Source organism: Solwaraspora sp. WMMA2101 (genome assembly GCF_049179175.1).
In the GTDB taxonomy this organism is placed as follows: domain Bacteria; phylum Actinomycetota; class Actinomycetes; order Mycobacteriales; family Micromonosporaceae; genus Micromonospora_E.
The window spans coordinates 3,484,257-3,504,662 of the sequence record NZ_JBMHMA010000006.1 but is presented as its reverse complement, the minus strand read 5'-3'; the positions used below and the strand labels follow the sequence as shown (position 1 = coordinate 3,504,662).

Genomic DNA, 20,406 nt, shown 5'->3' with positions numbered 1-20,406 from the left:
ACGCTAGAGAGCCCTAGGCTTTCTGAGCCGGCACCTCTCGCCACTTCTACCGGGTTCTAGCGATCACGCTAGACGACCCGATACGGTGCGAGAGTGGACCCGATCCGCAACCCGTACGCCCCCGGCGCCGGCCAGCGCCCACCCGAACTCGCCGGCCGGGGCCGCGAGGTCGACGTCTTCGACATCGTGCTGGAGCGCGTCGCCCGGGGCCGGCCCGAACGTAGCCTGATGCTCACCGGACTGCGGGGCGTCGGCAAGACCGTCCTGCTCAACACCCTGCGGTCCCAGGCCATCAACCGGCTCTGGGGCACCGGCAAGATCGAGGCCCGACCGGACCAGTCGCTGCGCCGCCCGGTCGCCGCCGCCCTGCACATGGCGGTCCGCGAACTCGCCCCCCGGCACCGGGCACCCGAGCGGATCGACGACTTCCTCGGCGTACTCAAGGCATTTGCACTGCGTGCGAACCCGCCGGCCGCCAGCGGACGCGGCGGGACGACCCGGCTGCGCGACCGGTGGCAGCCCGGCATCGACGTGCCGGCGGCCGTCGGGCGGGCCGACTCCGGCGACATCGAGATCGACCTGGTCGAGCTGTTCACCGACGCCGCCGCCGTCGCCACCGACGTCGGCACCGGGATCGCGCTGTTCATCGACGAGATGCAGGACGTCGGCACCGACGACGTCTCCGCGCTCTGCGCCGCCTGCCACGAGTTGTCCCAGCTCGGCGGCCCACTGATCGTGGTCGGCGCCGGGCTGCCGCACCTGCCGGCGGTGCTGTCCGCTGCCAAGTCCTACTCCGAACGGCTGTTCCGTTACCAACGGATCGACCGGCTGGACCGGGTCGCCGCCGACCAGGCCCTGACCGCACCGGCGCAGCGCGAGCAGGTCGAGTACGAGCCCAAGGCCCTGGACCTGCTGTACGACAAGTCCGGCGGCTACCCGTACTTCGTGCAGGCGTACGGCAAGGCGACCTGGGACCACGCGCCCCGTTCGCCGATCACCGCCGCCGACGTACGGATGGCCGCGCCGGACGCCGAGGCCGAGCTGGCTGTGGGCTTCTTCGGTTCCCGCTTCGAGCGCGCCACTCCTGCCGAGCGCGAGTACATGCGGGCGATGGCGTCGCTGGCCGGCACCGCCGACCCGATCAGCGGACCGCCGTCGTCATCGGGCGGCGGGAGGCAGCCGTCATCGGGCGGGAGGTTGTCGGATGACGACGCCGCCGATCCGGACGCGGCGGTGTCGACCGCCGAGATCGCCCGGGCGCTGGGCCGCAAACCGGCGAGCCTGTCACCGGCCCGGGACGCCTTGATCAAAAAAGGGCTGATCTATTCGGGGGAACGCGGAACGGTCGCTTTCACCGTCCCGCACTTCGGCCGCTATCTGCGTACCCAGCCCGGCTGAACCGGTGCGGGCCGCACCGGATCGCGGCGGCCGGGCGTTTACCGGGTGACAGACCGGCCAACCGGGTATGACTGAGGCATGAGACCCGTACGCACCATTGCCCGCGCCCTGCTCAGCGGCATCTTCATCGTCAGCGGCACCCGCGCGGTCGCCGACCCCGGCCCGTACGTCGAGCGGGCCCGGCCGGTCACCGACCGGGTCGCTCCGACGATCCGTCGGGCCGCGCCGCGCCTGCCCGCCGACACCGAGAACCTGGTACGGCTGCACGGTGCCACCCAGCTCGCGGGCGGGCTGTTGCTGGCCACCGGCCACGCCACCCGTCCGGCGGCGGCCGTGCTGGCCGCCTCCCTGGTGCCGACCACGGTCGCCGGGCATCCGTTCTGGTCGGCCACCGATCCGGCCGAGCGGCAGCTCCATCAGGTGCACTTCCTGAAGAATCTGGGCCTTCTCGGCGGATTGTTGCTGGCTGCGGCGGATACTGGAGGTCGTCCCGGGCTGCGGTGGCGTACCGGTCACGCGGTCCGCACCGGCCGGCGGTCGGTACGGCGGGCCGTGCGGTCGGCGCGCCGGGACGCCCGGATCGCGGTCCGCTCGGCGGCCACCGCCCGCCGGCTGCCGGGCCGGTGACGACACGCTGCCGGTCCTGCGCCCGGGCCTGCGGGGATGACACAGCGTCGTCGGTGAATATCGGACTTCAATGTTTAGTTGACCATTGAAGACCACGAACCATACAGAAGGCGCCACACAGCGTTAACGCGGTGGAAATGTCGCGAACTAGTGTGGGATCGGACACGGTAGGGTAACGCGCGCGGTCGGGGACGACACTGCGTTCTAGGCTCGGACGGACAGACGGAATTTCTCTGCGATCGACAACCGGGGGTGGGTGGATCATGGTGACGGACGTCCGTGAGCGGGTCCGTCGTCTCACCCCGTTGCGCCGCCGCCAGCTGGGGCGGGTCCGCGACGCGTGGCGCGGGCTCGACCGCGCCACCCTGCTACGGCTCGGCCTGATCGCGCTGACCTGCTACGCCGCCTGGTACGCGATCGGCCTGTTCGGCCGGCCGTACAACTTCTTCGACATGCGGATCTACCACGGAGCGATGCTGTGGTGGACCAACGGCGGCGAGCTGTACGAGTTCATCGCCCCCGAGACCACCCTCGGTTTCACCTATCCACCGTTCGCCGGGCTCACCATGCTGCCGATGGCGCTGGTCCCGATGCTCGCCGCCGGATGGATCAACGTCCTGCTCGGCATCACCGCCCTGGCCCTGGTCCTCGCCGTCCTGCTCGGGCCGATCGCCGACCGCTGCGGGTGGCCGCGCTGGTTCGCCGTCGGTCTGGCGGTCCCCCTGGCGGTGGCCATCGAACCGGCCCGCGAGACCCTCGGCTACGGCCAGGTCAACCTGCTGCTCTTCGGCCTGATCATCGCCGACCTGGTGGCGCTGCGCTGGCGGGCCGCGCCGACGCCGCACCGGCTGGCCACCGGCGGACCGCTGCGCCGGATCTTCTTCAGCGGCATCTGGGCCGGAGCCGGCATCGGGCTGGCCACCTCGATCAAGCTGACCCCTGCGCTGTTCATCGTCTACCTGCTGGTCACCCGGCAGTGGCGCGCCGCCACCACGGCCATCGGCACCGCCGCGCTGGTCACCGTCGGCGCGATGGTCGTCGCGACGAAGGAGTCGGCTGCCTACTTCACCTCGGTGCTCTGGGACACCGGCCGGGTCGGCGTGGCCGACATGACCCCGAACCAGTCGCTCGCCGGCGTCCTGGCCCGGCTCTACGACTCGATGCAGACCCCGGGGCTGCTCTGGTTCTCGTTCGCCGCCCTGCTGCTCGCCCTCGGGCTCAGCCGGGCCGCCCACGCCCACGCCGACGGCGACGAACTGACCGCGTTCACCCTGATCGGCCTCACCGCCAACGTGATCAGCCCGATCAGCTGGTCACACCACCTGGTCTTCGTCATCCCGGCGATCATCGTGCTGGCCGACGCGGCGCTGCGCCGACGCAGCGCCAGTCAGGGGCTGATCTCACGGCGTACCTACCCGCCGACCGGCCCGGGGATCAGCGGCGTCGCCGGGCTGCGTACCCCGATCTGGTTCCCGGCGCTGACCGGGCTGCGGCACGCGGCCGCCGCCGTCGCGCTCTACCTGCTCTTCCTGATCTCCCCGATCTGGCCCTACGAGCACAAGCTGCCGCAGGTGTCGCACTACCACGACGGACTGTGGGGGGTGCTGATGGAGAACTCGCTCGGCCTGGCGCTGATCGCGCTCGTCGCCGCCCTGCCGTGGCGGCCCGGCGCGGAGCCGGCCTTCTACCTGGACCCTCGTCCGCAGATCCGGCGCCGGCTCACCGCGCCCACCGGCCGGGCACGTACCGGCAGCTGACCTACGCCCACCGGCCGGCCTCGCGCCGATCGGCGCGAGGCGGTCCTACGGGCAGTTGACCCACTCCTCGGTGCCGTCGGCGAAGAACTGCCGCTTCCAGATCGGCAACCGGGCCTTCGCCTCGTCGACCAGCCGGGCGCAGGCGGTGAAGGCCGCCGCCCGGTGCGCGGTGCTCACCGCCGCCACCAACGCCACGTCACCGATGGCCAACGGACCGAGCCGGTGCGACACCGCGACCGCGTACACCGCCGGGTCGGCGGCCACCTCCCGGGCCACCTCGTGCAGGATCTCCGCCGCGCTGGGGTGGCCCTCGTACTCCAGCCGGGTCACCGACCGGCCATGGTCGTGGTCGCGGACCACCCCCTGGAAGGAGACCACCGCGCCGGCGCGGTGGTCCGCGACCGCCGCCTCGTGCGCCGCCAGGTCGAGCGGCGTCGCGGTCACCGCCACCAGGACAGGTCGGATCGGTACGGTCACGGCAGTCGCTCCCCGGGCAGCATCGGCAGTGGTACGACGGACACCTCGTCACCGGCCGCGCCGGCACCCCCCGGCGGGATCACCGCGAAGCCGGCGGCGGTGGCCAGCCCCCGCAGCATCGCCGACCCCACGTGCGGCACCGGGTACGCCGTACCGGTCACCGGGTCCAGCCGTACCAGCGCAAGGTGGGTGAAGTCGCCCCGGCCGGGTACGGCGGCACCGAGCCGGTGCCGGGGCAGAGCGGGCAGCGCCCGCCCGTGCATCCCGGCCAGCAGCGGCGCGACCAGGGACACCAGGGCGATGACGGCCGACTGGGGGTTGCCCGGCAGACCGGCGACGAACCGGTCCCGGCCGTCGCAGCCGGACACCCGGGCGAGCAGCATTGGGAACCCGGGACGGACCGCGACCGTGTTGACCACGTACCCGGCACCGAGCTGCGCCAACGCCGGATGCAGATGGTCGACCGGGCCGTGCATGGTGCCGCCGGTGGTGCAGACCAGGTCGGCGTCGGCCAACGCCGTACGCAGCCCGTCGACGTGCGCGTCGAGGGTGTCCGCGACCGGGCCGACGACGGCGTCGGCGGGCAGCTCACAGCCGTAGCGGCGCAGCCAGCCCGGCACCGACGGGCCGAGGGCGTCGCGGACCCGGCCGGCCCCGGGTGGCCCGCCGGTCAGCAGTTCGTCGCCGAAGACCAGCAGCGCGGCCCGCACCGGACGGTGCACCGGCAGGGTGTCGTAGCCGCAGGAGGCGGCGAGGCCGATCACGGCGGGGTCGACCGGCGTACCGGCCGGCAGCAGTTCCTCACCGGCGGTGGCCTCCTCGCCCGGCGATCGCCACTCCGGTTGCGGCCGGGGGTCGCCGTGCACCAGCCCTGCCTCGTCGACGGTCGACTCCTCGACCCGCAGCACGCTGGTCGCGTCGGCGGGCACCATCGCACCGGTGGCGATCTGCACCGCCACCCCGTCGTCGCCGAGCGCCGACGGCACCCCACCGGCCAGTATCCGGCCCACCACCCGCCACGGCCCGGCACCACGGACCGCCCAGCCGTCGACGCTGGAGGTCCGGAACGCCGGCAGGTCGGTCAGGGTCACCAGCGGGGCGGCGAGGGTGTGGCCGTCGGCCTGCGGCAACGGCACCTGCACCGGCGGGCGACGGGCGGTCCGGCCCGCCGCGTGGACGAGGGCACGGGCGTGCGCCCAGTCGACGGGGCGGTGGTCCATGGCCGGCTGAGCCACACCGGCGGACGGTTCGGCGGTCACCGGGCGAGCCTATCGGTCAGCCACGGGGGTGGTCGCCGCCGCTCAACTGGTCCAGCGCGTGCCGCAGGATCGGCCCGAGTACGGCGAGTCCGTCGCGGGCACCACCGGTGGAGCCGGGCAGATTGACGATCAACGTCCGGCCGGCCACCCCGGCGACACCGCGCGACAGTGCAGCGGTGGGCACCGCCGTACGGCTGACCGCCCGGATCGCCTCGGCGATCCCCGGGATCTCGTAGTCGAGCACCGAGCGGGTCGCCTCGGGGGTGCGGTCGGTCGGGGTGATCCCCGTACCGCCACTGGTCAGGACCAGTTGGACGCCGTCGGCGACGGCCCGGCGCAACGCCTGCGTGACCGGCTCCCCGTCCGGCACGACCTCCGGGTCGTCGACCCGGCAGCCGAGGTCCCGCAGGCCGGCGACGAGCAGCGGGCCGCTGGTGTCCGCGTACACCCCGGAGGCGGCCCGGTTCGAGGCCACCACGACCCGCGCGTACGGGGTCACGGCCGGTCCGCCGGTCGCTGCCAGTCGCCGGTCTTGCCGCCGGACTTGGTCAGCACCCGGACCGCGTCGAGGGTGGCCGCCGGGTCGACGGCCTTGACCATGTCGATCAACGCCAGGCCGGCGGTCGCGACCGAGGTCAGAGCCTCCATCTCGACGCCGGTCCGGTCGGCGGTCCGGGCGGTCGCGGTGATCTCGACGGAGTCGTCGGTGATCTCCAGGTCGACGGTCACCCCGTGCAGCGCGATGGGGTGGCACAGCGGGATCAGGTCGGGAGTGCGTTTGGCTCCCATGATGCCGGCGATCCGGGCGACCGCCAGGGCGTCGCCCTTCGGCAGCCCGTCGCGGCGGAGCAGATCGGTCACTTCGCGGGTGGTCCGCAGCCGGCCGGCGGCCACCGCACGGCGTACGGACGGTGTCTTGGCGGTCACGTCCACCATCCGCGCGGCACCCGCGTCGTCGACATGGGTCAGGTTCGGCACCTCGGTCACCTGAACGAGCCTAGCGAGCTGACCGGTCGACTCTGGCCCGACGGCCCTGTCCACCGGCAGAGTCGACCTGACACCCTGGTCACGGGTACGGGCGACCAGACCGTCCATGGTGCTCTCGACACGCTTACCGGATCAGTTTCGCGGATACCTAGTTACATGACCAAATGGTGCATCCATAAGGAATGCTTAAGGTTATGAACGAAGGCGTTCGAACGCATTCCGTCGGCAGCCAATAACGATCAGTGACAAACCACCACCATCTTCACTAATCATGCGCATATGGACATTTATTCGTATGCAAGTGGCATATCGCAACTCTATGGTTCTCCCGTCACGGAAACGGCAGCACCAACTGCCCGATCGAGTGGAGGAGAACACCATGCGCAGTCACGAATGGCTCTGATACTGTCATCTCCCGATGACAAGCAGTAGTCTCGCGGGGTACGCACGGCAACAAGATCAGGAACGGGCGTGACCCGCACAGTTCGACGCGACATTGAGACCGATCGGCAGCTCCTGCTGCTCGTCGGTCTCGTCGCCGTTTGTGCGGCAACTGTCGGAATCGCCTCTCTTGTTCTCGTCGCCGGATCCCTGGTCACCACCCCGGACCAATTCGCGCTGGTCGCCGCACTCGTCTTCCTCGCCGCAGTCGGCGTGACCGTCCAGTGGCACGTACGGATCCGCTCCACCGCCCACGCCATCGCCTGGAGCGAAGTCGCCATCCTGGTCGGCCTCGCGGTGGCCCCGGCCACCCTGGTTCTGCTCTGCACCGGCCTCGGCGTCGGACTCGTGATGATCGTCCAACGGGTCGCCCGGATAAAAGCGACCTTCGCCGTCGCCAAGAACATGCTGCTCGCCGCAGCCGCCGGCGGCGTCCTGCACGCGCTGAACTGGGACCTGGCCCAACCGATCTCCAGCATCACGTTCTTCGGACCACTCGCCGGCGCCTATGTGGTGGCGGTCGTACTCGACGAGGTCCTGACCCTTCCGGTCATCGCCCGCGCCACCCGGACCCGGCTGCGGGTCATGTTCCGACAAGACCTCGGCCTGCGCATTTCCAGCGCGGTCATCCGATTTCCGCTGATCCTGGCCACCCTGCTGATCCTCAAGGCGGATCAATGGCTGCTGGTGACCATCCCGCCGGTGGTGCTCTGCATCCACCTGGCCTACGCCGGTCAGGCCCGCTCCCGGGCCGACCAGCAGGCCTGGCAACGACTGGCCCGGGCCACCGACGCACTCAACGTCATCGACCTCGACGTGGTGCTGTCCACCGCGGTGGTGCAGGCCGCCGACCTGTTCTCCACCGACCGGGTCGAGGTGGAGCTCAACAGCCCGCACCGGCTCGTCCAGGGCAACAGCGACGGCGTGCAGTACGACGGCCCGGCCGATACCGCGCCCACCCCGCACATGCGTACGGTGATCGCCGTCCCGCTCGCCAGTCCGGACAGCACCGTCAGCGTCGGGACCCTACGGCTGTGCCTGGCCGGCCCGGTCAAGTTCTCCGACCGCGAGCACTACACCCTGCGTACGTTCGCCTCGGCACTGTGTACGGCGGTCCGCAACGCCACCCTCTACCAGCAGCTCAACGAGGAGGCCGAACGGCATGCCCGGCAGGCGGCGCAGGACTCGCTCACCGGACTGGCCAACCGACGTCGGCTGATGGACCACGGCGCGCAACTCCTCGGCGGTCGGCGCACCGGCGGGATCACCGCCCTGCTCCTGATCGACCTCAACCACTTCAAGGAGATCAACGACACGCTCGGGCACGCCGCCGGCGACGAGGTGCTGATCCAGGTGGCGCGCCGGCTCTGCGCCACCGCGCACGCGGGCGACATGGTCGCCCGGCTCGGCGGCGACGAGTTCGCCGTACTGTTGACCGGCCTGCCCGCACCCGCGATCGCCACCCACCGGGCCGATGCCCTGCTCGCCGCGATCTGTGCCCCGATGGACCTCGACGGCATGCGGATCAACGTCGAAGCCAGCGGTGGCATCGCCGTCGCCCCCGGCAACGGCGGCATGCCCGAGCTGCTGCGTCGCGCCGACGTAGCCATGTACCAGGCGAAACGGTCCGGCGGACGGATCGCCTCGTACGCCCGCGGCCGGGACACCGCCGACGTCGGCCGGTTGGCCCTCGGTGGAGACCTGCCCCGCGCCGTCGCCGAGCACGAGTTCAGCGTCGCCTTCCAGCCGATCGTCGACCTCGGCACCGGCGAAGTGATCGCCGCCGAAGCGCTCGCCCGCTGGCAGCACCCGGACCAGGGCCGACTCGACCCGCCACGCTTCCTGGACACCGTCGAACGGTCCGGGCTGCTCCCCGCGTTCGCCGACGCGGTCCTCGACCAGTCCCTGATCGCCGCCGCCACCTGGGCCGAAGCCGGCTTCGCCCTGCCCGTCGCGGTCAACCTGTCCCCGCGCAGCCTGCTCGACCCGCGCTACCCCAGCGCCGTCCTCGCCCGGCTCCGCGCCCACGACATCCCGCCCAGCCGGCTCGTCCTCGAGCTGACCGAGACGCTCACCATCAGTCAACTCGAAGTGGTCGACCAGGTGCTCGGCCAACTCCGCGACGCCGGGATCCGACTCGCCCTCGACGAGTTCGGCACCGGCTACTCGTCACTGTCGATGCTGTCGCGGGTGCCGGTGCACGAACTGAAGATCGCCCGGTCGTTCGTGCGGAGCATGGAGACCTCCGCCGAGGCGGTCGCCGTCATCCGGTCGACCGTCGACCTCGGCCGCAGCCTCGGCCTGGCCGTCGTCGCCGAAGGCGTGGAGAGTGAACCACAGCGCCAGGCGTTGTGGGCACTTGGCTGCACCGCCGGTCAGGGCCACCTCTTCGCCCGCCCGATGCCGGCCCACCGGTTGCTGACCGCACTGCAGTGCGGCTCCGGCGGCCGCCCCGGTAGCCTGGCCGGGCCGCTGCACGACGAGGGTGCCGTCATCCGGCTCGATCAGAACCGCCGGGCACATCAACGGCAGCGGACCGAGAAGGTACCGCACCTACCGGCGTGACCGTTCTGCCAGACTTGCGACGTGACCGTCGCGTCGGCCGGACCCGCAACCCGCCCGCGCCGCCCGGCCGACTCCGCCCGGCGGTGGCGGGCCGACGTCACCCGACGGTGGAACCGGTTGCACCGGGCCGGTGCCGGGCTCGTCGGCGACCTCACCGTCTACGGACTCTCCGCCGCCTTCGCCGGGATCACCGCGACCACGTCGACCCTCGCCCCGCACCGGGCCTGGGGCACCGTCGCCACCGTCGGGTACGGCGCCGCCGTCCTCGTCGTACTCAGCCAGCTCGCCTTCCGCAGAGCCGCCGCCATCGGGCCGGACGTCCCCGTCGCCGGACGTGGCTGGCTGACCGGACTCACCTGGACGGCGGTGGTCGCCGTACCGCTGCTGGTGCAGTCCGCGCAACGCGCGGGCGGACGGACCGACCGGGCGCAGGAAGAGGTCCTGGTCGTCGAGGACGGGGCCAGCAGGTTGCTCGCCCACGACACCCCGTACCTGTCCGAGCAGCAGATCACCGCCCTGCCCAGCGACGAGCAGTTGCTCGGCTACCTGCCGTACCAGCCCGGGATGGTGCTGTTCGGCATGGCCCGGGCGCTGGCCGGCGTGGCCTGGTGGACCGATGCCCGGGTGTGGTTCGCCCTCGCCACCGTCGTCCTCGGCGGCACCGCCCTGGTGCTGCTGCGCGCGCAGGTCGGCGTCGACGGCGCCACCCTGGTACGGACGGTGCAGCTCAGCGCGGTCCTGCCGATCTCCGCGTTGACCCTGAGCACCGGAGGCAACGACCTGCCGGTCCTGGCGCTGGCCCTGCTCGGGCTGACGCTCTGCGCCACCGGCCGGTACGGTGCCGCCGGGTTCGCGGTCGGTGCCGCCGCCGCGCTCAAACTGTTCGCCTGGCCGATCCTGGTCGTGGTGGCACTGCACGCCGCCGCCAAGGGGCAGCGCGAGCTGGTGAAGGTCGCCGCCGCCGGCGTCGGGCTGCCGTTGCTCGCCCTGGTCCCGGTGGCCGCCGTGGACCATGCCGCGCTGGCGCACAACGTCGTCGGTTTCCCGCTCGGGGCGGGCGTGGTCGACACTCCGGCGGCGTCGCCGCTGCCCGGTCACCTGATCGCCGACTGGCTACCGGGCGGTCGGTTCGTCGCGGGCACGCTGCTGATCCTGGTCGGCCTCGCGATCGCGGTACGCCTGCGGCACCAGCCGCCACGTACCGTCGCCGGGGCGGCGACGATCTGCGCGGCCGGTCTGCTCGTCGCCACGATGTTGCTGCCGGCGACCCGGTTCGGATATCTGCTGTACCCGATCGCGCTGTTCAGCTGGGTGCCGGTGCTGTACGACGCAGGGTCCAGCGACGCAGGGTCCAGCAACGCCGGGTCCAGCAACGGTGGGTCCAGCACCGGCCAGCCGGGGGCAGCTGCCGGAGAGCGGGCCGTCACCGGTGGCGGCCCGTGAAGTTGCCCGCCGGGTCGGTGTCGCCGGCCGTACTGACCGCGGTCGCCGTCGGCGGTGCCGTCGGTGCCGCCGCCCGGTACGGCATCGCCCTGACCTGGCCCGTCGCCGCCGACGGCCCACCCTGGCCGACCCTGGTCACCAACCTCGTCGGCTGCACCCTCATCGGCGTACTCATGCGGGTCGTCACCGCCCGGCCCCGGCCGCACCGCCTGCTCCGGCCGCTGCTCGGGGCGGGCCTGCTCGGCGGCTTCACCACCTTCTCGATCCAGACCCTGGAGGTCGCCGAACTGTTCGCCACCGGACGCCCCTGGTTGGCCGGCGGCTACGCCCTCGGCACCCTCGCCGCAGCGCTGGTCGCGGTGCTGATCGGCGGTGCGGCGGCCCGGCCGGTCGCCGACCGGTGGGCGGGAGCCGGGTCGTGACACTGCTGCTGGTGATGACCGGCGGTGCCGTCGGGGCGGTGCTGCGCTACCTGGTCGACCGGGTGGTGGTCGGGGCCGGCCGGCCCAGCTACTGGGGCACGTTCGCGGTCAACGTCGTCGGAGCGGCGCTGCTCGGTGGGATCGCCGGCACCGGTACGGCACTCGACGGCCCGCTGGCCCGGCTGCTCGCCACCGGTCTGTGTGGTGCGCTGACCACCTATTCGACCTTCGCCTACGAGGTGGTGCAGCTGGCCGGCGGTGGCGCCCGGGACCGCTGGTGGGCAGCGGGCTACGCGGCGGCGACCCTGACGGTCGGATTCACCGCCCTGGTGACGGCACACGCGATGGCCGCAGCGCTCGCCAGATAGCAGCGACATGGCGGCGACGCGGGGTGCCCGATCGACGGATTTCGCCCGACCACCCGGCGACGACGGCGGATCCGGCGTACACCTGAGGCCATGGACAGTGTGTACCGGGACCGCGAAGACGCCGGCGCGCGGCTCGCCCGCGACCTGGCCAGCCTGACCGGGCGGCCGGACGTCGTCGTACTGGGCCTGCTCCGGGGCGGGGCACCGGTCGCGGCGGTCGTCGCCAACCGGCTCCAGGTGGCCTACGACGTGCTCGTCATCCGCAAACTCGGGCTCCCGGCCGCCCCCGAGGTCGCGTTCGGCGCGATCGGCTCCGGCGGCGTACGGGTGATCAACCGGGAGGTGGCCGACCGCCTCGACGCCGCACAGATCGCCCAGGTGACCGAAGTGGAGACGGCCGAGCTGCACCGCCGGGAGCGCCGCTTCCGGGGCGACCGACCGGCGGTGGACCTGGCCGGACGTACGGCCGTGCTGGTCGACGACGGCCTGGCCACCGGCGCGACGGCCCGGGCCGCCGTCGCGGTCTGTCGGGGTCTCGGCGCCGCGCGCGTGATGGTGGCCGTGCCGGTGGGCTCCGCCGCAGCCGTCGCCGCCCTGCGCGACGTGGTCGACGGCCTGGTCTGCCCGCTGCAGCCGGACGACTTCCAGGCTGTCGGCCAGTACTACGACGACTTCCATCAGGTCGGCGACGACGAGGTCGTCGGGTTGCCTGTCGGCGGGTGAGGACAGCAGCCGGTACCGTCGAATCATGCAGATGAACTGTCCCAAGTGCCACGGCTCCATGCGGCAGTACGAGCGCAGCGGAATCACCATCGACCAGTGCACCGAGTGTCGGGGCATCTTCCTCGACCGGGGCGAACTCGAACGGCTCTTCGACGCGGAGGCTGCCTGGAACGGTGGCGGCTCGGCGGGTCAGCCCGGTCAGCCGGCCCGTCCGCCGGCACCGCCGGCCAGTGGCTACCCGCCGCCGCCCCCGCCGGCCAGTGGCTACCCGCCGCCGGTTCACCACCAGCCCGGCTACCCGCCGGCACCGGCCTACCCGCCGGCGCCCGCCTACGGCCACCACGGCTACCACGGGCACAAGCGGCACAAGCGGCAGAAGAGCTTCCTGAACCAACTCTTCGACTGACCCCGCGCCGGCCTACGGCCGCACCGCGACGCGTCAGATGGCCATGTCGACGAAGCGGGAGAGGTGGAGCTGCGCGGCGACGGTCACCGTGTCGGTGGGACCGTTACGGTGCTTCGCCACGATGAAGTCCGCCTCTCCCGCCCGGGGCGACTCCTTGTCGTAGTAGTCGTCCCGGTGCAGCAGGATCACCACGTCCGCGTCCTGCTCGATCGAGCCTGACTCCCGCAGGTCGGACAGCTGAGGACGCTTGTCGGTCCGCTGCTCCGGGCCCCGGTTGAGCTGGCTGACCGCGATGACCGGGCACTCGACCTCCTTGGCCAGCAGTTTCAGCCCTCGCGACAACTCGGCGACCTCCTGCTGCCGGCTCTCCGTCCGCTTGGGTGAGCTCATCAGCTGCAGGTAGTCCACCACGATCATCTTCAGGTCGTGCCGTTGACGCAGCCGCCGTGCCTTCGCCCGGATCTCCATCAGGTTCATGTTCGGTGTGTCATCGACGAACAGCGGCGCTTCGCTGATCTCGCCCATCCTCCGGGCCAGCTTGGTCCAGTCGTCGTCGGACAGCTGACCGGAACGCAGGACGTGCAGCGGTACCTTCGCCTCGGCCGAGAGCAGCCGCATGACGATCTCCACCTTGCTCATTTCCAGCGAGAAGATGGCGGCGGCGCAGCCGGCCCGGATCGCGGCGTTACGGGCGAAGTCCATCGACGCGGTGGAGTTGTGGGTCGGGACCATCGTGCGCCCCGCCAGGTAGAGGTGGTCCGGGTTGTCCACGGTGACGCACCGTACCGGCACGCTGGGCACCGGCCGGATCGCCGTGACGAACCGTTCCCGGTCGGTGTCCGCGCCGACGGTGACCGTGTACAAGGTCGACGGCGCGGTCATCCGGCCCGGCACGGTGGCGGCCGTCACCGTGCAGTGCCCGCCCAGGGTCGCCACCAGCTCCCGCACCGAATCGGCCAGCCGACGGCCGGTGGTGCGGTACTCGACGAGACCGCCGACGCCGCAGGTGCCGGCGGTGTCGAGCAGGCCGGCGAGCACCGCCCGGCGCTGCGCCTCGCTGGCGCGCAGGTACAGGTCGGGGACGCGACGCTCGTCGGGGTCGCCGTCGGACGGCGGTTCACCCCCGGCCAGTTCGACCCCCAGCTGGTACGGGGGCACCGGCAGGTCGGTGCGCTCGGGCAGCACCAGTGGCCGACTGTTGCGTACCGCGATGCCCGACGTGGCCTGCGGGTCGCGCCCCAGCAGGTCGACGAGCTGTTCGGTGGTCAGCACCTCGGTCGCCGCCGTGGCCGCCGGCCCACGCCAGCCCGGTACGGTGCCACCGGCCGGACCGGCACCGGCCAACGCCAGGCCGGCGGGTTGATGGGTCACCTGCCAGAGGTGGTCAGCGTCGGCGACGATCGTCGAGCCGTCGCTGAACTCCACCTGGTACGACCGACCACCGAGGAGGATCTCGGAGGTGCCGACGACCGTGGTCGGCCGGCCGTCCGCGTCGAGCAGTTGGTCACCGACCGCGACCTCACCCATGGTGGTCCACCCGGTGGGGGTCGGCAGCGGGGTGTCCAGTGCCAGTGCCTTGCCCAGACCCGGCCGGCCGGCAACGATGATCAGCTGGCCGGGGTGCAGGCCGTTGAGCAGCCTGTCCAGGTCGGTGAAGCCGGTGGGGACGCCGGTCATCACGCCGCCCTGGGCACCGACCGCCTCGATCTCGTCGAGGGTCGGCTGCAGCATGTCGGCGAGCACCGCGAAGTCCTCGCTGACCCGGCGCTCGGTGACGTCGTACACCGCCTGCTGGGCCAGGTCGACCACGTCGTCGATGTCGCGGCCGCCGCCGGCGGCGGAGCCGTAGCCCAGCTGGACGATCTTGGTGCCGGCTTCGACGAGCCGACGGAGGACGGCACGCTCGGCGACGATCCGGGCGTAGTAGGAGGCGTTGGCGGCGGTCGGCACGCTGGCGATCAGCGTGTGCAGGTACGGCGCGCCACCCACGCGGCCGATGTCACCGGAGTCGGCGAGCGCGGCGGAGACCGTGATCGGGTCGGCGGGCTCACCGCGACCGTACAGGTCGAGCACCGCGTCGAAGATGGTCGCGTGGATCGGCCGGTAGAAGTCGTGCGACTTGAGGATCTCGACGACGTCGGCGATGGCGTCCTTGGACAGCAGCATTCCGCCGAGGACGCATTGCTCGGCGGCGATGTCCTGCGGCGGGGTGCGGTCGAACCCGCCGCCGGTGGGTGGGCCCGGTGGTGGCGTCGGAGGCCCAGGTGGGCCGGCGGGGCGCGCCGGCCGGGCGTCGGTCTGCCGGTCATCCGTGATGGACATCCGCCACCCCCCTTCGTCGTCGCCTGTGGTGCCAGTGAACGTCGCGGGTACGACATCCGCTGCGGCACGTCGCGGTCCACCGGGCCGACCTGCCACAGGTCGGGCGACCGGGGGACGTCGCGCTGGTAGCGGGAGGGCTGGCGTGAACGATACGGACTCCCCGGCGGCAGACCCAAACGGCGCGGTGGATGAACCTCTGGACAAGCTGTGGACAGCCGGCCGCAGCCTGTGCACAACCTTGTGCACAGGCTGTGGAAAACTCGTTCGCCGCGCGGTCGACCCCCTGCTGAGCTGGGGCTACGCTGTCCACAGCCGGTGGACAAAATTCGTCACCAGGCTGCTGGCCCAGGTACCGGCTAGTATCGGCGGTGACTGTGTCGCCGGCTCAGCCGATCATGGCTGGATAGCGAAGGGGCGAGGCTCCGGCGGTGGACTACCGGGATTGGGAGTACGGCGACCGCGCTCCGCGTGAGCGGCGGCCTGCTCCTCGTTGGTCCGATGACGCCGAGGTCGACCCGACGCCACGGTCGCGTCGCGCCCGGTACGCCGCACCGGATGATGCCAATGAACCGCCGCGAGGGCGTCGCCGACGCCACGACCCGGAAGACGAGCCAGTGGAGAGGCGCGCTGCACCGGGCGGCGCACGGTGGGCGCTGCCCGCCGGGCCGTCCTCCGCCGACCACCGGCCACCGGCCGACCACGGCAGCCGATCCGGGGCGGCCGACCGGTCCTGGGACGGGGACCGGTCCTGGGACCGTGGCCGACCGGCCGGCTGGGACGACACGGCGGCCGCCCCGGACCGGGCCGACCAGTATGACCGGGGCGGGCGGGCCGGGCGGCATCGCGACGGTTCGTGGCAGATCCCGGAGCAACCGACGCGTAGTCGCCGCCGGACAGTCGGCCGGCGTCGCGCACCGGAGGATCCGATCTCGGGCGGCCCGATCTCCGGTGGCCCGGTCTCCGGCAGCCCCACCTCGGGTGGGCCGGTCTCCCCGGCCCCGACCTCCGGCGGTCGTCGTGGCTGGCAGCGCGACCCGCCGCGCAGCGACGCCGGGCCGGTCAGCCGCTGGTCCGACGAACCGCACACGTCGTGGTCCGACGAACCGCGTACCGCCTGGTCCGACGAACCGCGCACGTCCTGGTCCGCGCCCCCGGCAAGATGGTCGCCGCCACCCGGTGACCGCCCCGCCGACGACGACAGTTGGCTCTCCCGTGGCCTGGCCCGCGAACCGGACGACCGGGCCGACACGCCGCCCCGGCGGCGACGGCGACGTAGCGACGAGGCAGCGTCGCGACGCGGTGGCGAGGCAGCGTCGCGACGCGGGTACGACGACCCGGCGCAGTGGCTGCCCGACGACGCCCCACCGGGCCGGCGTACTGACAGCGCCCGACGACCGGTGCCCCGGCAGCGCGCGATCGACAGCCGTCGCGACAGCGGACCAGGCGAGCACACCGGCGGCTGGTCCCGCGACGGCGCGTGGTCAGCGGCAGCAGCCGACTACACCAGCGAATGGTCCCGCGACGATGCGTGGTCAGCGGCAGCAGCCGACTACACCAGCGAATGGTCCCGGCCGCCAACCGACGATCAGCAACGCGAGTCCGGCCGGGCCGCTCGCCGTACCCGTGCCGCCCGCCGGGAGATCGAGGCACCGAGGCGGGAGCAGCCACGCGAGATCGACGGCTGGTCGCGTACCGCGTCGGCGCCGCGCGCGATCGGCCCAGGCCCTTCGGCGGCGTCGACCAGCGTGGGCCGGGGCCACCGCGACGCCGGGGACGACCCGGCGCTGTTCGACGGCTGGCGGGCCGCCAGCGACTACACCCAGCAGTGGGACCGCGACGACGATCCGCAGAGCTGGCCAACCGGAAGTCGGACCGGGGCCCGCAAGCGACGTGCGCTGGAGGCGGGCGGGTACGCCGACGAGATCCCGCCGGTCGACCCGTGGCCCGAGGTCGAACCCGGCCGCGAAGGCACCTTCTGGTCCGGCACCCGGCTGGCCGCCGACGACCCCCGGTGGGTCGAGACGCCGTCGTCCGCTCCCCGGTCGCCCGTGGTGGCGCTGCCCAGTGCCCCACGCTCGCGGGTGCTGCCCGAGCAGCGGCCACGGCCCCGGTACGAACCACCGTCGCAGCGGCGGCTCACCTACCGGATCGACGACGAACTCATCGACGCCGACCAGAGCGGCTACCTGTCGTCGTTGCTCTACACGGCGGCCTGGTACGCCCTGCCGGTGGTGGCGTTCCTGATCTGGAGCCTCACGCTGGACGGCACCCCCGCCACGAACGACTGCGTCCTGGGCGTGGACGGCGACTGCCTGTCGGCCCGTGCCCAGGCGATCAGCTCGCTGCTCGCGGCGGCACCCGCCTTCGCGTACGCACTGATGATCTCTCTGGTCCTCGCCGTCCTGATCCGGTGGGTGAGCGGGACCTGGCGGGCGTCGAGCGTCGGCCTGGCGGCGGCCGTCATCGGAGGTGGCATGTCGCAGGTGGTGGCGAGCGCCATCACCGGTCAGCCGATCGGTTGACGGCCGTTCGGTGGCGGCCGGCTGCCCCGGCGGTGGCGGTTCGACGACTGATCGCGCTGGTCCGGGCGGCGTACCCGCTCGTACCATCGGTCGGTGCCCAGCAGACCTCGGGCGGTCAGGCACATCCTGACCGGCCTTGTCACGATGGCGCTGCTCGCCGGTTGCGGCGACGCGGCCGGGTCCGGGCCGGCCGGTGTGGTCGGTGCGGCGACCGACGCACCAGCGTCGGCACCGCCGGATCCCACCGCGACCGTGGCGCCGCGCGGCGGCGACGCCGGGCTCGGTCCGGCCCCGCCGCCGACCGCCCCGGCCGACCCGCCGACCGCTGACGGCGGTGCCGCCGGCCCGCCCCCCGGTAATCCGGACGGCGGCGCGGACGTGCCGTCGCACGCGCGGGCGGTGGACACCAGCCGACCCACCCGGACCGTCGGCGACGGTACGCCGGCGAGTTGCACCTCGGACGCGGTCGTGTCGGCGGTCGCCGCCGGCGGGATCATCACCTTCGCCTGTGGTCCACGGCCGGTGGTCATCGTGCTGAAGCAGACGGCAAAGGTCCGCAACGCGGCCAGCCGGCGGGTGGTGCTCGACGGCGGCGGTCTGGTCACCCTCAGCGGCGGCGGCGAACGGCGCATCCTCTACATGAACACCTGTGACGAGACGCAGGGCTGGACGACCTCACACTGCAACGACCAGGACCATCCCGAGCTGGTCGTGCAGAACCTGACGTTCGCCGACGGCGACGCCACCGGCGAACGGGTCGACGGTGGTGGCGGTGGAGCGATCTTCGTACGCGGCGGTCGGTTCCGGGTCGTCGACAGCCGGTTCGTCCGCAACCGCTGCGACCCGACCGGTCCGGACCTGGGTGGCGCCGCGATCCGGGTGCTGGACCAGTGGCAGGACCGACCGGTGTACGTGGTGGGCAGCACCTTCGGCGGAGCGCCGGACGACGGCGGCGTGTGCGCCAACGGTGGCGCGCTGAGCAGCATCGGCGTCTCGTGGATCGTTCTGAACAGCGTACTGACCCACAACGCGGCGGTCGGGCACGGCGCGAACCCGGCGAAGCCGGGCACCCCCGGCGGTGGCAGCGGTGGCGCGATCTACGCCGACGGCAACCGGTTCACGGTGACCGTCGCCGGCAGCGTGGTCGCCGAGAACACGGCGAAGGAGGGTGGCGGGGCGATCTTCTTCGTCAGCAACGACCGGTCCGGCACCTTGGAGGTGACCGGCTCGGTGCTGCGGCGCAACGTCAACGACGGCTTCGCCACGGCCGGCTACCCGGGGATCTTCTTTCTCGGTGCGGGGGAACCGGTGGTGGTCTCCAGCACCCTGCGCTGATCACGGCGAAGGGACCACACCGGTCGGTGTGGTCCCTTCGCTGAGCTGCGCTCGGGTGGCCGGACCTACTTGGCCTGGAGCACGTTGAGGTTGAACGACGCGGTGACGTCCGGGTGGAGCTTGACCTTCACCGGATAGGCGCCGACCGACTTGATGTGGCCGGGCAGTTCGAGCCGTCGACGGTCCAGCGCCGGTCCACCGGCGGTACGGACGGCGTCAACGACCTCGGCCGGGGTGACCGAGCCGAACAGTCGACCGCCCTCGCCGGCCCGCACGGTCAGGGTGACCGTGAGGTTCTCCAGCTGCCCCTTGACCTCGTTGGCGTGGCCGAGGTCGCGGATCTCCCGTGCGGACCGGGCCCGCTTGATCGAGGTGACCTGCTTCTCCGCGCCCTTGGTCCAGGTGATCGCGTAGCCCTGGGGCAGCAGGTAGTTACGGCCGTAGCCGTTCTTGACCTCGACGATGTCCCCGGGGGAACCGAGCCCAGACACCTCCTGAGTCAGGATGATCTTCATATCGGTGCCTCCGCTCAGCGAGCCGTCGTGGTGTACGGCAGGAGCGCCATCTCGCGGGCGTTCTTGACCGCACGGGCGATCTGCCGCTGCTGCTGGGAGGTCACTCCGGTCACCCGCCGGGCGCGGATCTTGCCACGGTCGGAGATGAACTTGCGCAGCAGAGCGGTGTCCTTGTAATCGATATAGGTGATCCCGTCCTTGTCGAGCGGGTTCACCTTCTTCTTCGGCTTGCGAAGTGCCGCAGCCTTGGCCATTGATCTTGCTCCTGGTTTGCGATCACGGGCGTTGTTAGCCATATCAGAATGGGGGTTCCTCGTCGAAGTTCCCGCCGCCCGATCGAGCAGACGAGGCAGCTGGCGCGGCCGTGGCCCAGGGGTCGTCGAAGTTTCCGCCGCCCTGGTTACCACCGCCTCCGGAACCACCGAAGCCGCCGCCACCAGCTCCGGACCGGGACATCTTCTGCACCTTCGCCGTGGCGTACCGCAGCGACGGGCCGATCTCGTCCACTTCCAGCTCGATGACGGTCCGCTTCTCGCCCTCGCGGGTCTCGTACGACCGCTGCCGCAGTCGACCCGAGACGATCACCCGGGCACCCCGCTGGAGTGACTCGGCGACGTGCTCGGCCGCCTGGCGCCACACCGTGCAGGACAGGAAGAGCGGCTCGCCGTCCTTCCATTCGCCGGAGGCCTTGTCCATGAACCGGGGCGTCGAGGCGACCCGGAACTTGGCCACCGCCGCTCCGGAAGGGGTAAAACGCAACTCAGGATCATCGGTCAGGTTGCCGATGACCGTGATGGTGGTATCTCCTGCCATGACCATCTCCTCGCGCGCTCAGTCGA

At 72.1% G+C, this 20,406-nt stretch carries 19 protein-coding genes; 11 read left to right on the top strand and 8 right to left on the bottom strand.

Annotated elements, in window-relative coordinates; genetic code table 11:
• The first annotated feature begins 93 nt into the window (after nucleotides 1-93).
• From ACN28F_RS16750 to ACN28F_RS16740, 3 genes are all read left to right on the top strand, one after another.
• Entirely contained in the window at nucleotides 94-1,398 is a 1,305-nt protein-coding gene (locus tag ACN28F_RS16750; RefSeq protein ID WP_289208867.1) for an ATP-binding protein, read from the top strand.
• A 78-nt stretch (nucleotides 1,399-1,476) separates the two neighbouring features.
• Nucleotides 1,477-2,025 carry a DoxX family membrane protein gene (locus tag ACN28F_RS16745; RefSeq protein WP_421358574.1) on the top strand — a complete coding sequence of 183 codons (549 nt, stop codon included), beginning with the start codon at nucleotides 1,477-1,479 and terminating at the stop codon, nucleotides 2,023-2,025.
• A 263-nt stretch (nucleotides 2,026-2,288) separates the two neighbouring features.
• On the top strand, nucleotides 2,289-3,782 hold the full coding sequence (locus ACN28F_RS16740) for a glycosyltransferase 87 family protein (protein ID WP_421358572.1): 1,494 nt from the start codon (nucleotides 2,289-2,291) through the stop codon (nucleotides 3,780-3,782).
• Between the two features lie 45 nt (nucleotides 3,783-3,827).
• Here ACN28F_RS16740 and ACN28F_RS16735 read toward each other — a convergent pair whose 3' ends face one another.
• The 4 genes from ACN28F_RS16735 to moaC are packed head-to-tail and all read right to left on the bottom strand — an operon-like array spanning nucleotide 3,828 to nucleotide 6,505.
• A complete protein-coding gene (locus ACN28F_RS16735; RefSeq protein WP_289208864.1) occupies nucleotides 3,828-4,259 on the bottom strand; it encodes a molybdenum cofactor biosynthesis protein MoaE in 432 nt (143 codons plus the stop codon).
• Nucleotides 4,256-5,479, bottom strand: coding sequence for a molybdopterin molybdotransferase MoeA (locus ACN28F_RS16730; protein ID WP_421361423.1), 1,224 nt, complete (start codon nucleotides 5,477-5,479; stop codon nucleotides 4,256-4,258). The genes ACN28F_RS16735 and ACN28F_RS16730 overlap by 4 nt, the downstream gene beginning before the upstream one ends.
• 55 nt (nucleotides 5,480-5,534) lie before the next feature.
• A complete protein-coding gene (locus ACN28F_RS16725) occupies nucleotides 5,535-6,017 on the bottom strand; it encodes a MogA/MoaB family molybdenum cofactor biosynthesis protein (protein ID WP_289208863.1) in 483 nt (160 codons plus the stop codon).
• Nucleotides 6,014-6,505, bottom strand: a complete 492-nt coding sequence (gene moaC / locus ACN28F_RS16720) for a cyclic pyranopterin monophosphate synthase MoaC (protein WP_282224523.1) — start codon at nucleotides 6,503-6,505, stop codon at nucleotides 6,014-6,016. The genes ACN28F_RS16725 and moaC overlap by 4 nt, the downstream gene beginning before the upstream one ends.
• Nucleotides 6,506-6,976: 471 nt before the next feature.
• On the opposite strand from moaC, the gene ACN28F_RS16715 reads away from it, so the two are divergent.
• From ACN28F_RS16715 to ACN28F_RS16690, 6 genes are all read left to right on the top strand, one after another.
• Entirely contained in the window at nucleotides 6,977-9,511 is a 2,535-nt protein-coding gene (locus ACN28F_RS16715; RefSeq protein ID WP_289208862.1) for a putative bifunctional diguanylate cyclase/phosphodiesterase, read from the top strand.
• A gap of 21 nt (nucleotides 9,512-9,532) precedes the next feature.
• Nucleotides 9,533-10,954, top strand: coding sequence for a glycosyltransferase 87 family protein (locus ACN28F_RS16710; protein ID WP_421358569.1), 1,422 nt, complete (start codon nucleotides 9,533-9,535; stop codon nucleotides 10,952-10,954).
• Complete coding sequence (locus ACN28F_RS16705; RefSeq protein ID WP_289208860.1) at nucleotides 10,951-11,376, top strand: fluoride efflux transporter FluC; 426 nt, start codon at nucleotides 10,951-10,953, stop codon at nucleotides 11,374-11,376. The genes ACN28F_RS16710 and ACN28F_RS16705 overlap by 4 nt, the downstream gene beginning before the upstream one ends.
• The gene (locus ACN28F_RS16700) at nucleotides 11,373-11,744 is read left to right on the top strand and encodes a fluoride efflux transporter FluC (RefSeq protein WP_421358567.1); all 372 of its coding nucleotides are present in this window, start codon (nucleotides 11,373-11,375) and stop codon (nucleotides 11,742-11,744) included. The genes ACN28F_RS16705 and ACN28F_RS16700 overlap by 4 nt, the downstream gene beginning before the upstream one ends.
• A gap of 90 nt (nucleotides 11,745-11,834) precedes the next feature.
• The gene (locus ACN28F_RS16695; protein WP_289208858.1) at nucleotides 11,835-12,467 is read left to right on the top strand and encodes a phosphoribosyltransferase; all 633 of its coding nucleotides are present in this window, start codon (nucleotides 11,835-11,837) and stop codon (nucleotides 12,465-12,467) included.
• Between the two features lie 22 nt (nucleotides 12,468-12,489).
• Entirely contained in the window at nucleotides 12,490-12,873 is a 384-nt protein-coding gene (locus tag ACN28F_RS16690) for a zf-TFIIB domain-containing protein (protein ID WP_289210784.1), read from the top strand.
• A 33-nt stretch (nucleotides 12,874-12,906) separates the two neighbouring features.
• On the opposite strand, the gene dnaB is transcribed toward ACN28F_RS16690, so the two are convergent.
• A complete protein-coding gene (gene dnaB, locus ACN28F_RS16685; protein ID WP_289208857.1) occupies nucleotides 12,907-15,195 on the bottom strand; it encodes a replicative DNA helicase in 2,289 nt (762 codons plus the stop codon).
• 614 nt (nucleotides 15,196-15,809) lie between these two features.
• Between dnaB and ACN28F_RS16680 the strand changes: the two genes are divergently transcribed.
• Nucleotides 15,810-17,717: a hypothetical protein gene (locus tag ACN28F_RS16680; protein ID WP_421358564.1), complete on the top strand. Its 1,908-nt coding sequence runs from the start codon at nucleotides 15,810-15,812 to the stop codon at nucleotides 17,715-17,717.
• 144 nt (nucleotides 17,718-17,861) lie between these two features.
• The gene (locus tag ACN28F_RS16675; protein WP_421361421.1) at nucleotides 17,862-19,052 is read left to right on the top strand and encodes a hypothetical protein; all 1,191 of its coding nucleotides are present in this window, start codon (nucleotides 17,862-17,864) and stop codon (nucleotides 19,050-19,052) included.
• Nucleotides 19,053-19,117: 65 nt separating this feature from the next.
• On the opposite strand, the gene rplI is transcribed toward ACN28F_RS16675, so the two are convergent.
• From rplI to ACN28F_RS16660, 3 genes are read right to left on the bottom strand one after another with little or no spacing between them, the layout of a single operon-like run.
• The gene (gene rplI, locus ACN28F_RS16670; protein WP_289208854.1) at nucleotides 19,118-19,567 is read right to left on the bottom strand and encodes a 50S ribosomal protein L9; all 450 of its coding nucleotides are present in this window, start codon (nucleotides 19,565-19,567) and stop codon (nucleotides 19,118-19,120) included.
• A gap of 14 nt (nucleotides 19,568-19,581) precedes the next feature.
• A complete protein-coding gene (gene rpsR, locus ACN28F_RS16665; protein ID WP_091551811.1) occupies nucleotides 19,582-19,821 on the bottom strand; it encodes a 30S ribosomal protein S18 in 240 nt (79 codons plus the stop codon).
• Nucleotides 19,822-19,864: 43 nt separating this feature from the next.
• Complete coding sequence (locus tag ACN28F_RS16660) at nucleotides 19,865-20,380, bottom strand: single-stranded DNA-binding protein (protein WP_282224533.1); 516 nt, start codon at nucleotides 20,378-20,380, stop codon at nucleotides 19,865-19,867.
• Between the last annotated feature and the right edge of the window lie 26 nt (nucleotides 20,381-20,406).